Genomic DNA, 13,742 nt, shown 5'->3' on the forward strand with positions numbered 1-13,742 from the left:
AAACGATATAAATTACTCCCGCTAGAACGTTATGAAAAACTTAAAGATTATTGGTATAACTCCAATAGAAAAACCTGATGTAAAACTTGCCCTGGCTTTATCTAAGGCAAAGGCTTTTCCGGTTATACATCTGGGCAGAGATCAGAAAGAAGCTGCTGAGGCTATTCGTGAGATGTCCAAAAAGACTAAGGTTAAATTTGGGGTCTGTATTTCCGAATCAGGTTTCTTTGATATAAACTTATCCGATCAAATAACATTAGCGATTATACCTTATGGGTTGACTTTTCCTTTCAAAAGTAAGCGTGTCAAAATTGTATACCAGGTTCACAGTGTCGAGGAAGCGATTGCTGCTCAGCAGGATGGCGCGTACGGGATTATTGTAAAAGGGAATGAGGCTGCCGGAAAAGTAAGTGCAGATTCCTCGTTTATATTATTTCAACGAATTTCGAGAGAGGTTTCCGGGATCCATATTTGGGTTCAGGGTGGAATTGGCGTGCATAGTGCTGCGGCTGTTATCGGGCTCGGGGCAAGAGGTGTGGTTTTAGATAGCCAGCTTTTGCAGTTTTCTGAATGCCAGGCACCTGTCGGCTTGAAAACACTTTGTGAGAAACTTAATGGTAACGAAACGCGTGTGATTGATGGATTCAGGATTTTGAGTCGTCCGAATTCGCCTGCGCTGCCCGAAAAGCCAACGTTTGAGGATCTGGTTCCTTTTCTGGGATCACTGGATCTGGATAAAGGCTATTTGCCTTTGGGACAGGATGTTTGCATCGGGACGGATCTTTATCAAAAATATAAAAAGGTGTCAAATCTTGTATTTGCTATCAGGGAATCTGTATTCGGACACCTTAGGCAGGCTAAAAGTCTTGATCCGATTTCAGAAAATAATGCGCTTGCCCAATCACTGGGGATGCGATATCCTATTGCCCAAGGTCCGATGACAAGGGTTAGTGACGTACCTGAATTTGCTAAAAATGTAGCAGAAGCAGGTGCATTGCCTTTTATTGCTTTGTCTCTGCTGAAAGGAGAAAAGGCAAGAGAGCTCATACGCGAAACAAGTAAACTGGCCGCAGGCAAGACCTGGGGTGTAGGGATATTGGGTTTTGCGTCTCAGGAGCTTCGCGACGAACAGCTGGCCTACATTACAGAAGCAAAACCGCCGGTTGTATTGATTGCCGGAGGACGTCCTTCGCAGGCCAAACCGTTGGAGAAACTTGGAATCAAGACGTTCCTGCATGTCCCTTCCTCTGTTCTGCTGGATATGTTCCTCAAAGAGGGAGCTAAAAGATTTGTATTTGAAGGGCGCGAATGTGGTGGTCACGTTGGTCCTTTGTCCAGTTTTGTGTTGTGGGAAAAACAAATAAACAGACTGTTGCAGGAAGAGCAGCCTGAGCAACTTGAAGTCTTTTTTGCAGGCGGAATCCATGATGCTTTTTCAACGGCCCTTGTATCGCTTATGGCTGCGCCGCTGGTAGCAAAAGGCGTGAAGGTCGGTATTTTGATGGGGACTGCTTATTTGTATACCACAGAGGCCGTTGTTTCCGGAGCGATACTTCCCCAGTTCCAGTCGCAGGCTGTGGTGCATACAGAAACAATTTTACTGGAAACAGCACCTGGGCATGAAACCCGTTGTTTTGATTCTCCCTTTGCGACATACTTTAATGAGGAAAAAGAGAGGCTATTGAACCAGGGGTTTGACAAAAAGGAAATATGGGCTGAACTGGAAAAACTCAATGTCGGTCGCTTACGTATAGCCGCTAAGGGTTTGGAAAGAAAAGGCGATGATTTGCTCGAAATACAGTCGGCAGATCAGTTGGAAAGCGGCATGTACATGATTGGACAGGCTGCTGCGATGCTTAATAAAATAGTAACAATTGCAGAACTTCACAAGGAGGTTACAGCCGGGAATTTCCGCCTTATTGAGCGCGCTGTTTTACCTTCCATTCCAAAGAATAAAAAAGGGGCCTTGAATGTGGCGATTGTCGGGATGGCTTGTATTTATCCCGGTGCCAGAAATGTCGAAGAGTTCTGGTCAAATATTCTTGCCGGAAAGGATCTGGTTACAGAAGTGCCTGATGAGCGTTGGAACAAAGATTTATACTACGATCCAACTTCGACAAACGGCAGTAAATCGCACTCGAAATGGGGTGGATTTATTCCGAAAATAGATTTTGATCCACTGGAATTTGGTATCCCGCCCCAGTCGCTGGCCGCGATTGATCCCACCCAGTTATTGAGCTTACTGGTAGCGAAACAGGCGCTCGAAAACGCGGGATATTCCGAAAATGTTAACCGGGAAAATGTCTCGGTGATCATCGGTGCGGAAGGTGGAAATGATCTGGCAAATAATTATGGTTTCAGAGCGCTTTTTACGCAGATTTTTGGAGAAATGCCAAAAGAACTCGATGAAGCATTACCAAAACTTACCGAAGATTCTTTCCCGGGTATTTTGGCTAATGTGATTTCAGGCCGTATTACCAACAGACTGAATCTTGGTGGTCGTAATTATTCTGTTGATGCAGCCTGCGCGTCCTCATTGGCGGCCATTGATCTTGCCTGTCAGGAATTGATACTGGATAAATCGGATATGGTATTGGCCGGTGGAGCGGATCTGCACAACGGGATCAATGATTATCTGATGTTTTCCAGCACGCACGCCCTTTCGCGCAAAGGTCGCTGTGCAACTTTCGATTCGGAAGCGGATGGCATTGCATTGGGCGAAGGTGTGGCAATGATGGTTTTGAAAAGAGAGGACGATGCCCTTCGGGATGGGGATAAGATATATGCCGTAATTAAAGGTGTTGGAGGTTCAAGTGACGGCAGAAGTCTGGGCTTGACAGCGCCAAGGAAATCCGGTCAGGTGAAAGCTTTGGAAAGAGCCTACGAACAGGCAGGCGTTTCTCCTGTTGAACTTGGGCTTGTAGAAGCGCATGGTACGGGAACGGTCGTTGGTGACAGAACGGAATTAAGTGCGTTGACTGATATGTTGCTTGCTTCCGGCGCCATTGCCGGCCAAACACATTTAGGGTCGGTAAAAACACAGATTGGCCATACAAAATGTGCTGCGGGACTGGCCGGGCTGATCAAAGCGGCGCTGGCAGTTTATCATGGTGTAAAACCGCCTACGATCAATTTATCAGACCCAAATGCCTTTTATAATGCAGAAACAAGCCCCTTTGCTTTCCATACAAAAGCAGCATTGTGGACAGACGAGCGTCGTGTTGCGGGTAATCAGTGCGTTTGGTTTTGGCGGAACTAATTTTCATGCGGTTATTGAAAATGCTTCCGGAAATAAACCCAGGCAATCTGTAATGAAGTCGTGGCCAGCCGAATTATTGGTATTCCGCGGCGATTCATCCGACGATATCAAAGGTTTGTTAAAATCCGTTTCGTCAATACTTGAAAACAAAACGGCTGCGTTGAAAGATATTGCTTTCAGCTTGAGTGAATACAATAAAAAACCAGTTCAGCTTGCGATCGTGGCTGAGAACCAGGCAGACGCTTTAAACAAGGTTAAGCTTGCTTTTGCAGGCACCGAGGGTAAAGGGATTTATCCTGCAAAAGATCTGAAAGGAAAGGTAGCCTTCATGTTCCCCGGACAGGGAAGCCAGCGTGTAGAGATGGCCGGAGAACTTTTTGTCGCTTTCCCTGCTATGCGCAAACTGCTGAAAAGTAATCCGGCATATCAGCAAATCCTTTTTCCGAATGCTGTTTTTGATGAGATATCCTTAAAAAATCAAAAAGAGAGGATCAAAGATACGCGTCTTGCGCAGCCTCTTTTGGGCATAGTGGATCTTGCCATTGCTTCTTTGTTAAGAGATTTTGGTATAAACCCTGATATGGTAGCCGGTCACAGTTACGGCGAGCTTCCTGCACTATGTTTTGCCAATGTTTTTGACGAAGATCAGCTGGTGTCTCTGAGCGAAAAACGTGCAAAGGCGATCCTGGACTCGATTGAAGATGATAAGGGCGCCATGATCGCGGTAAATTGTCCGGAAGAACAACTGACGAAAATTGTTTCAGAAGTAAACCAGATTTATCCGGTAAACCACAATTCACCGCAGCAATGGGTGCTTGCAGGAACAACTCCGGCCATAGAAAGCCTGATTGAAAAACTTAAGGAACAAAAAATATCCTATAAGCGGCTGGAAGTAGCCTGTGCTTTCCACAGCCCGATATTGGCCAAATCAAAAGGCTTGTACGAAAATGCCCTGAAAGACATTTCATTCTATACACAAACAATTCCTGTCTGGTCCAATACTTCAGCCTCGGTTTATCCGTCTGATGCGGATCAGATCAAGGAGCGCCTGACAGAACATTTGATCAGACCGGTCAGATTCTCCGAGCAGGTGCAAAAAATGTACGAAAGCGGAGCCCGTGTGTTCATTGAAGTGGGGCCTGGGAAAGTGCTTACCGGACTGACAAAATCTATTTTGGGCAAGGACGAACTTCGTCTTTATACAGAGGAGAAAGATCAGAATGGTATAAACCAGCTTTTAAATACATTTGCTGCCTATCTGGCAAGCGGCAGGGAGATACAGCTTCACAAACTTTTTGAAGACAGAGATGTGAAACTTCTTGATCTTGACAAACCGGAGCTGTACCGTAAAAGCAGTTCGATATGGATTGTTGACGGGCAGATGGCTTTACCAGTCAACGGCAAATTGCCAAGTCATGGCGCATTACCAATCACAACGCCTCTGAAACTGATGCAAACCCAAAGGCAGCCAGAGCCGGTACAGGCAAGTGGTAATGCAGAATTAATGGTTCAGGAATATCTCAACAGCGTAAAATATCTGGTGCAGGCGCAGCGTGACGTAATTCTTGGATACCTCGGACACGCGCCGGCGGTATCTGCCGCTATGGATTTGAACGGTTTGCAGCATAGCCCTGCATCATTTGATACAAATGTGAGGAAAGAGCCGGCCGTTGAAGTGTTTGCAAAACAGCCTGATGTTTACCTGCCGGTATCAGAGACCAATGTTCCGAAAGTTAAGAAGGATATTAAAACGCTGTTGATGCTGGTGGTTAGTGATAAAACAGGTTATCCGGAGGAGATGCTTGGTCTTGATATGGATTTGGAAGCCGATCTGAGTATTGATTCTATCAAACGCATGGAAATTATCGGTGAGCTCCGCAATCAGTTGGGAGGCTTTGATACATCGTCCAAAAGCGAGGAATCGATTATTGAAGAATTGGCCTCGATCAAAACGCTTAAATTGTTGCTGGACTGGATGTCAGCACATCAGCAGGAAAGTGAGCCGGCCGTGGTGGTTATTCCGCTTAGTTCGCTGTCGGTAACGCAGGACGGTGTTATTGAAGGATGGTCGCAGGAGAGAATCAAAACGATTTTGCTCGATGCAGTGAGCGATAAGACGGGTTATCCGCAGGAAATGCTTGGCCTGGATATGGATCTGGAAGCGGATCTGAGCATTGACTCCATTAAACGCATGGAGATTATCGGTGAGCTCAAAGACAATATTGACGGACTGATCGAAATATATAATAACAAAGGTGAAGAGCTTGTTGAAAAACTGGCTTCGATCAAAACGCTGAACGGACTTATCAATTGGATAGTCAATTCACTTTCCGAGCAGAAGGATTCTATTGAGCAAATCACGGCGGGTACTGGTGACGAGGTCGTGAAGGTTGTTTTAAGCGAAAAAATATCCCGTCTTCGTTTTGAACTGACGCCATTGTCAGCCAATGGCGGCAAGGTTGAGGACATCACGGCCAAACATTTTGCGGTCACAGATGACAAAGGCGGCCTGGCCATAGCCATTAAGAATCTGTTGGAAACCAAAGGAGCAATTGTTACGATCATTTCGGAAAATCAATCATTTGAGAGTTTCGACGGGCTGATTATTCTCAATGTTTTCGCTTCGCCTGAAAGGCCGACGATCATTGAATCTTTTGAGCTCATCAAGAAACTGGATTTTGAAAGAGTAAAATGGGTTTACACGATTTCGGATACGCAAAGTATGGTCTCGGGCGATTCTGATATTAAACTTTTGAGACATTTTCAGGGCTACTCGGGCTTATTGAAAAGTCTTGACAAAGAATATGAAAACACTAAATGCAGGCTGGTAAGCATTACTTCAAAACTTTCATCTGAGGAAATTGCTGCCGTCACACTTTCGGAAATCCAGAATTGCGACGAACCGTCAGAAGTTATCTATAATCAGAAAAATCGGCAGATTCTGAAACTGGTGCCAACACAACTTCCAACCGGAACAAAATCAGATATTGTTCTGGATAAAAAGTCGGTGGTGCTCGCATTGGGAGGTGCGCAGGGAATTACTTCTGAACTGCTCGTGCATTTCTCCAAAGATCATCCTTGCCATTATGTATTGGTGGGAAGATCAGCTGACCCGCGTGAAACAGGTGATCATGCATATTTAGCTCTGAAAACAAAAGAAGAAATCAAGAAATATCTGATTACTCAGGGCGAACTGAAAACGCCGGCCGAAATTGAAAAACGTACTGAGGGGATCCATAAGTCCAATCAGATATTGACTACGATCGCATCGCTGGAAAAATATGGCTGCACAGTAAGTTATCATGCGCTGGATTTGAGAAATGAAAAGGAGCTAAGCACGCTGATTACACAGCTTTATGAACAGTATGGCCGTATAAATGGTGTAATTCATGGAGCGGGTTTACTGGAAGATAAGTTGTTTTACCAAAAAACAGTGGCCTCTTTCGAAAGGGTTATCTCAACAAAAGTAACGCCGTTAAGAGTGCTTGCCGAACAGCTCAGAAGTGATGTGCAGTTTGTGATATTGTTCTCAAGTGTAGCGTCCGTTTACGGTAACCGCGGCCAGACAGATTACGCAGCTGCCAATAGTGTTATGGACCGTTATGCATGGGAGTTGAAGAAAAAAATAAAAGGAAAAGTTATATCGATAAACTGGGGGCCATGGAAAGGAACCGGTATGGTGTCACCGTCGCTTGAAAGGGAGTACGAACGCCGTGGAATTCCTTTGATTCCGCTGCGGGACGGGATGGAAACTTTTGTAAATGAATTGAAATACGGTACAGAAAGTCAGGTGCTTATCATGGCCGAGTAGGTATCCAAATTCATCAAAAGAAGTTTTCAAAATATGAAGAAAAATACAGATATAGCGATCATTGGTATGTCCGGGATTTTCCCGGGAGCAGGTGATCTGCATACTTTTTGGAAAAATATAGAGAACGGAGTCGATGCGATTCAAACTGTTCCTGAAAACCGTATGGATGCTGTTTTCTTCGGGACAGATCATCCGTCTGTTGATCGTTTTTACTGTCGCCGGGGTGGATTTATCGATCAGTATGCGCAGTTTGATCCGGTACAGTTTGGCATTTTGCCGTTGGCTGTTGAAGGTACAGAACCAGAGCAGCTGCTGGCGTTAAGCCAGGCTTACAAAGCCCTGGAAGATGCTGGTTTGCTGACCTCCAAAGAGGGTTTTGACAAAACAGGTATCATCATCGGAAAAGGTAATTATACCGGACCCGGTGCTACCAGAGCGATTGAAATTGTCAGGACGGGCGAGCAGATTGTGCAGGTTTTGAAAGATTTGCTTCCTGATTTGAAAAGCGAAGATCTTGAAAAGGTAAAAAGAGAATTTCAGCAGAAAAAGGGACGATTTACAGCAGACACTGCCATGGGTCTGATCCCTAATCTGGTTGCTTCTCTGATAGCCAACCGCCTTAATCTTGGCGGAACGGCTTACACCTTGGATGCAGCCTGTGCCAGTTCTCTGATCGCGATCGATCATGCCGTCAGAGAGTTGGATTCGCGCCGCGCCGATATTATGATTGCCGGAGGTGTACACGCCTGCCAGAACGCACCATTCTGGAGTATTTTCAACCAGTTGGGTGCTTTATCGAAAAACGAACAGATCCGTCCCTTTGACCAGCGGGCAGATGGACTCCTTATTGGGGAAGGTTGTGGGTTTGTTGTGTTAAAAAGACTTGAAGACGCCATTCGTGACGGCCATCGGATATATGCGGTGATCAAAGGGGTAGGCGTGTCCAGCGACGGCGCCGGTGCGAGTGTGATGAGCCCAACGGTGCAGGGGCAATCCAAAGCCATTCGCCAGGCATGGGAAATGGCGGGTATTAACACCAGTGAAATTGGCTACCTGGAGGCGCATGGGACCGGGACGCCTCTTGGAGACAGGATAGAACTTGAAACACTTGCCAATGTTTTTGGAAAGGGAGAGTCGCTTCTTAAGGCCGGAATCGGTACGGTGAAATCCATGATCGGACATGCGATGCCGGCGGCTGGAATAGCAGGAATTATCAAAACGGCATTAGCCCTTTACCATGGCAAATTGCCGGTGACATTACATTGTGAAACGCCGCTTGCAGCGATGGATCAGACACGTTTTGAGCCAATAAGCCAAACCCGCGACTGGAATTTGTCCGAGCTGCCCAAGCGCGCCGGTGTTAATGCCTTTGGTTTTGGAGGGATTAATGCACACGTGGTCATCGAAGCATTTCAGACGGATACTTTGCAGGTGAATGGTCATCATACCGGAATTGATCTACCCGAATTTCAAAAAGATCAGGTGCTGCTTTTAGCGCGGGCAAGCAAGGAAGCGCTGTTGGAAGCGCTGGGAAATAATGACAGGGAGACAGGTGCCGGTCCGTTCAGACTTGCAGTTTTTGATCCGACACCTGACAGACTGCAAAAGGCGGCGAAAATTGTCAAAAAAAATGCGCCGTGGCGAAACAGACAGGATATCTGGTATACGAATGATCCCTTAATCTTAAACGGTGGAAAGGTAGCATTTCTGTTTCCGGGCCTGGATGGATTGGCCGGTGGGGAGACAGAAAGTGTAGCGAAATATTTTAAGCTGGCAAGATTTGAATCTGACGGAGATCCGGGAGACGAAGGTGTTTTCAGTACAGCCATGAAACTGCTGGAAAATAGCCGCATCCTGGATTCGGCGTTGAAAAAACTGGGTGTAATACCCGATCTTAATGCCGGGCATAGTTTGGGTGAATGGCTGGCTGGTAGATCATCGGGCTTAGCGTCGGAGGAGTCTGTATTACATCTTCTGACGAAACTCGACCCTCAGTTATTTGAGGTAAAAAATACGCGTTTTCTCGCCGTAAGTTCGGGTTATGATAAGTTAATTCCTTTACTTGAAGGTAAAGAAGACATCTATTTGTCCATAGACAACTGTCCGCAGCAGGTTATTCTTTGCGGCACCATTGAAGCCGTGGCCGATTTAGCTGCCATCCTGCTTCAAAAACAGATCTTTCATCAGATACTTCCGTTCCAATCCGGATTTCATTCACCGTTTCTGAAACCAAAACTGGATCAGCTGCTGGCTGGAATGGAAAATATGGATTTTCAAAAAACAGAAATTCCGTTGTGGTCAGCTACAACTTTACAGACTTATCCTGAAAACTTTGATGAAATCAAGGAGTTGAGCATTGAGCATTTGATCAAACCTGTGCGGTTCAGAGAGTTGACTGAAAAATTGTATGAACAAGGCACGCGCGTATTTATTCAGGTAGGATCGGGAGGTCTGGTTGGTTTTATCGACGACACCCTTAAAGGGAAAACATACAGTGCAATTCCTTCCAATTCAAATTTACGGTCGGGACTTTCACAGCTGCAAAGAGTTGTGGCTGCACTTTTCGTAGAAGGGAAAGAGACTGATCTGTCGTTTTTAGGCATTGAAAAAGCTAAAAAACATGGCGGCGCATTGATGTCTTTACAGCTTGGCTCACCATTTGTTTCACAAATGGATTCAGTGAAAGCACTACGGGTTTCACACCAAAATCCTGTTATTAAAAAAGAGCTTGCTTTGGCTGATGTAGCCAATCCGGTTATGCGGGCATTTTCGAATAATCTCAATGAAATCGCAGATATTCAGGCGGAAATTGTCAACTTAATCAACCGGAAAATGCCACAGGCACTAATCAATTCACAGCCGGCTTACACTCCCCTAAAACCAGTAAAACGGGAAAATTTCAGCAAGCGGCTAAATATTTCCCTTGAAAATGCGCCGTATCTGATTGATCACTCGCTTTTGAAACAAAAGCCTGGCTGGCATTGTGTTGAGGATATGGATCCGGTGATTCCAATGACCATGATCTTTGAATTGTTAGGGGAAATAGCCAATGAAAATGCCCCTGAGATGCTTGTTCAAAAGATCATGAATATCAAGGTTTTTCAATGGATGAATGTTGTCTCACCGTTCATGGAGAAGGTGGAAGGCACTTGGAAGGGAGCAAACCTTGTTTACCTGGATCTGGATAAATACGCCAATTCCGAAGTACAGCTTGCACAATCTTACGGAGTACCGGAGGTGAATGCTCTAAATATTGGTAAATCATTAGGTATTGAAATTACGCCTAAACAGATTTATGAAGAAAACATGTTTCACGGACCCGCTTACCAAGGGATCAAAGAAGTCGTGTCAGTTGCTGAAAATGGTATTACCGGAATCATCGAAAGTAATGCCGGAAAAGGTTCTTTGCTCGATAATGCCGGGCAGCTTTTCGGGCTGTGGCTTCAACTGACATTGGAAAAAGACAGGATCGCGTTTCCTGTTAAAATTCAGGAAGTTGAATTTTATGGTGATATGGCAGATCAGCAGGGAACATTTGAATGTACCTGCGCCCTTACCGAACTGACCGAGGAATTTGCGACTGCCAATTTTATCCTGAAAAGAGACAACAAAGTCTGGGCGATTATCCGGGGATGGCAAAACCGCCGCCTTGAAATCGATAACAAGTTGTGGGATGTGTCCATGGCACCTTTATACAACATTCTCTCCGAGGAAGTTGCGCCGGGGATTTTCCTGTTCAGAAATGTTTATCAACGTGTTGTTTCGTGGGATTTTATCCTGAAAAGATATTTCAACCAGACAGAGAAAAAACATCAGCGCTCGCTGCTGCCTAATAAGAAAAAGGAATGGATGATCAGCCGGGTGGCGGTAAAAGATGCAGTGCGGATGCTGCTTCTGAAAACCAAAAACGACCCTTATTTCCCGATAGAATTTGAGGTAAAATCAGACGAGGCGGGAAAGCCATTTTTAGAAGGAGAGATGGTTGAAGGAATTAATATATCACTGGCCCATAAAAATCTGGAAGCGGTTGCGATTGCGCGTTTCGATAAAGCTGTGGGAATTGATATCGAGGAAATCCAGGCAAGAAGTGCCGGGTTCAATGAAATCGTATTTACTCCTTCTGAATTATCATTGATCGGATCGGAGGAAAATGACGAGTGGGTGACACGGTGCTGGGTAGCCAAGGAAGCTTTTGGTAAAATGCTTGGGAAAGGATTAATGGGCAACCCCAAGGCTTATGTGATCGAAGAAATCAAGGGAGAAGAGCTTAAAATTAAAGATACCTGGATTAGCACTATTAAACATAAAAACTTTATAATCGGATGGACCAATTAACGGAGGAACCAAAAAAATTAAGCAACGAAGAGATATTTGATGTCCTTAATCAATTTATAACTGAGGTTATTGGAGAAGAATTTGTCGATGAAATGGATATTACCCAAGATAGTTCTTTCACAAAAGATCTGGAAATGGACAGTATCGAAATTGTCGCTTTCTCTGAAAAAGTAAAAATCCATTTCGGGCAAAATATCAATTTTACAGGCTGGCTTTCCAATATGGATCTTGATGAGATCATCAGTTTGAAATTGAGCGATATCATAAATTATATCCGCCAATGCCAGTAATCGACGTTCAGCGTATCAAACTTCATATTCAGGAGCTCAATCCGCAAGGAGAGGAGACCATCATTCTGATTCACGGTATGTTCAGCAATCTGGCTGTTTATTATTTCAATATAGCGCCGATGCTTGCCGGGAATTTCAGGGTGATACTGTATGATATGCGGGGACATGGCATGAGTGAGAAAGTGAAAGATGGATACGATTTGGCGTCGATGACCGATGATTTATATGCGTTAATGGAGGAGCTGAATGTTGACAAAACCCATCTGGTTGGTTATAGTTACGGAGGGCTTGTTGCTTTGAAGATGGTGATCCGTTATCCGGAAAAAATCAATAAACTGGCTGTGATCGAGGGACCGGACCCTAATGAGCAGGAGACGCTGGCGATCATCGATACATACAGCAGGGAGTTTTTGATCCACTATGTCAACAATTTTGCAGACACCACAAAAATGCAAATGGGTAAACGGCAATTGGAAAGGAATCACCGGATGTATGAATTTTTGTTCAATGAAACGACGATTCGTTCGGATATGGAATCTGAAAAGGATTTCTTTCAGCAGAAACCATTAAGCCAGATAACACATGAGACTTTGCTGATTTATGGTGAGCAGTCCAATTGTGTTCCTTCGGGTGAGACGCTTGCTTCCAAAATAGCAGATGCAAACCTGGTTCTGGTTCCCGGAGACCATAATGTGCCGATTCAGCAGCCCGAAATAATAGGAAGCGAATTGCTGCTCTTTTTTAACAAAGACCTTGATCTGGATATTTATGATTCTAATCTGCTGGTTGTCAATTGACCAGCTTAAACTTAGTTCATGGGGAAATTTGTATTTATAGTACCACCCTTAACGGGACATATTAATCCTACACTGAGCGTAGGAGCGGAGCTGCTTGACAGAGGACATCAGGTGGGTTGGATTAGTCTGGATGAAAATCTTGGAACTCAGCTGCCCGAAGGCGGTCAGCTGCTACTGATCCGGTATGATCAGAACGATCAGGAAAAGAATAACAGCGAGCAGTATCTTGACATTATTACCAAGAAGATTGTATACGGAATCGAGAGCATTAAATTTCTTTACGAAGAAGTATTGGTGCCACTGAACCGGCATATGTTTGATGGTATTGTTGCCCAATTGGATCTTTTTGCGCCCGATGTCGTGATCAATGATCACCAGCTTTTTGCAGGTGCGGCTGCGGCGTATCTGAAAGGTATTCCGTATGCCACGTCGGTAACAGCGCCGGCGGCCGTCAAAATGATGGAGGATCTGCCCAAAATCCATGAATGGGAAATTAATCAGATCATTGAGCTTCAGAAAGAACTTGGCATTGAAGAAATAAAATCCGTCGCGTGTTCGGAACTGCTTACGATGGTGTTTACTTCTCAGGCATTTTTTGGAAATATGGAATTGCCCGGGTATTATCATTTTCCGGGGCCTGTGATCAGTCATCGTAAGAAAATGGTCGCTTTTGACTGGAATAAATTCAATACATCGAATGCGCCGAAGATTCTCATTTCAATAGGAACAACTTTCGATCACGAGTATAAGAAAGACTTTTTCAGTAAAGTAGTTGAAGCCTTTGGTGGAGAAAATTTACAGGTTGTTCTGGTTTCGGATCCTGATCTGTTTGAGCAATGGCCAGCCAATTTTATTGTACAAAGCCGCGTTCCGCAACTTGATTTGCTGCCGCATTTGAACGCGGTAATATGCCATGCCGGACATAACACCGTCAGTGAAACACTTTATCAGGGACTTCCGCTGGTAGTGATCCCGATTGCCTATGATCAGTCGCACGTGGCGGGAAGAGTAGTGGCAACCGGCTGTGGGGTGAGGTTAAACTATCGGAGATTTAGAGCCCATCATTTGAAGGATGCTGTGAGGGAGATTTTATCCGAACCGGCTTATAAAAAAGCGGCGGAAGAAATTGGCAGATCTTTTAAGGAATCAGGCGGAACAACCAGGGCTGCTGAATTACTGGAAAGTCTTGTCCTGTATAAGGAAGCGGCGACAATGGATAAATAAAATACAGGCTTGATTATTAACAGGGC

At 44.9% G+C, this 13,742-nt stretch carries 6 protein-coding genes; all 6 read left to right on the forward strand.

What is annotated here, in order from left to right; translation table 11 throughout:
• Positions 1-31 precede the first annotated feature (31 nt).
• From FDK13_RS35885 to FDK13_RS28105, 6 genes are read left to right on the forward strand one after another with little or no spacing between them, the layout of a single operon-like run.
• Positions 32-3,259, forward strand: a complete 3,228-nt coding sequence (locus FDK13_RS35885; RefSeq protein WP_220417439.1) for a beta-ketoacyl synthase N-terminal-like domain-containing protein — start codon at positions 32-34, stop codon at positions 3,257-3,259.
• Positions 3,159-7,070, forward strand: a complete 3,912-nt coding sequence (locus FDK13_RS35890; RefSeq protein ID WP_220417440.1) for an SDR family NAD(P)-dependent oxidoreductase — start codon at positions 3,159-3,161, stop codon at positions 7,068-7,070. The genes FDK13_RS35885 and FDK13_RS35890 overlap by 101 nt, the downstream gene beginning before the upstream one ends.
• A gap of 33 nt (positions 7,071-7,103) precedes the next feature.
• Entirely contained in the window at positions 7,104-11,405 is a 4,302-nt protein-coding gene (locus FDK13_RS28090; protein WP_137343351.1) for a type I polyketide synthase, read from the forward strand.
• Positions 11,393-11,695 (forward strand): acyl carrier protein, encoded by a 303-nt coding sequence (locus tag FDK13_RS28095; RefSeq protein ID WP_137343352.1) that lies wholly within the window; start codon positions 11,393-11,395, stop codon positions 11,693-11,695. The genes FDK13_RS28090 and FDK13_RS28095 overlap by 13 nt, the downstream gene beginning before the upstream one ends.
• Positions 11,686-12,492 carry an alpha/beta fold hydrolase gene (locus tag FDK13_RS28100; RefSeq protein ID WP_137343353.1) on the forward strand — a complete coding sequence of 269 codons (807 nt, stop codon included), beginning with the start codon at positions 11,686-11,688 and terminating at the stop codon, positions 12,490-12,492. The genes FDK13_RS28095 and FDK13_RS28100 overlap by 10 nt, the downstream gene beginning before the upstream one ends.
• A gap of 18 nt (positions 12,493-12,510) precedes the next feature.
• Entirely contained in the window at positions 12,511-13,716 is a 1,206-nt protein-coding gene (locus FDK13_RS28105) for a glycosyltransferase (protein WP_137343354.1), read from the forward strand.
• The last annotated feature ends 26 nt before the right edge of the window (positions 13,717-13,742 follow it).

The organism is Dyadobacter frigoris (assembly GCF_005280585.1).
GTDB lineage: Bacteria > Bacteroidota > Bacteroidia > Cytophagales > Spirosomataceae > Dyadobacter > Dyadobacter frigoris.

Excerpts from the sequence above, each read along its gene's own strand:
- FDK13_RS28090 (WP_137343351.1), top strand. The coding sequence starts at position 7,104 with ATGAAGAAAAATACAGATATAGCGATCATTGGTATGTCCGGGATTTTC.
- FDK13_RS35885 (WP_220417439.1), top strand. The coding sequence starts at position 32 with ATGAAAAACTTAAAGATTATTGGTATAACTCCAATAGAAAAACCTGAT.
- FDK13_RS35890 (WP_220417440.1), top strand. The coding sequence starts at position 3,159 with ATGCAGAAACAAGCCCCTTTGCTTTCCATACAAAAGCAGCATTGTGGA.
- FDK13_RS28105 (WP_137343354.1), top strand. The coding sequence starts at position 12,511 with ATGGGGAAATTTGTATTTATAGTACCACCCTTAACGGGACATATTAAT.
- FDK13_RS28095 (WP_137343352.1), top strand. The coding sequence starts at position 11,393 with ATGGACCAATTAACGGAGGAACCAAAAAAATTAAGCAACGAAGAGATA.
- FDK13_RS28100 (WP_137343353.1), top strand. The coding sequence starts at position 11,686 with ATGCCAGTAATCGACGTTCAGCGTATCAAACTTCATATTCAGGAGCTC.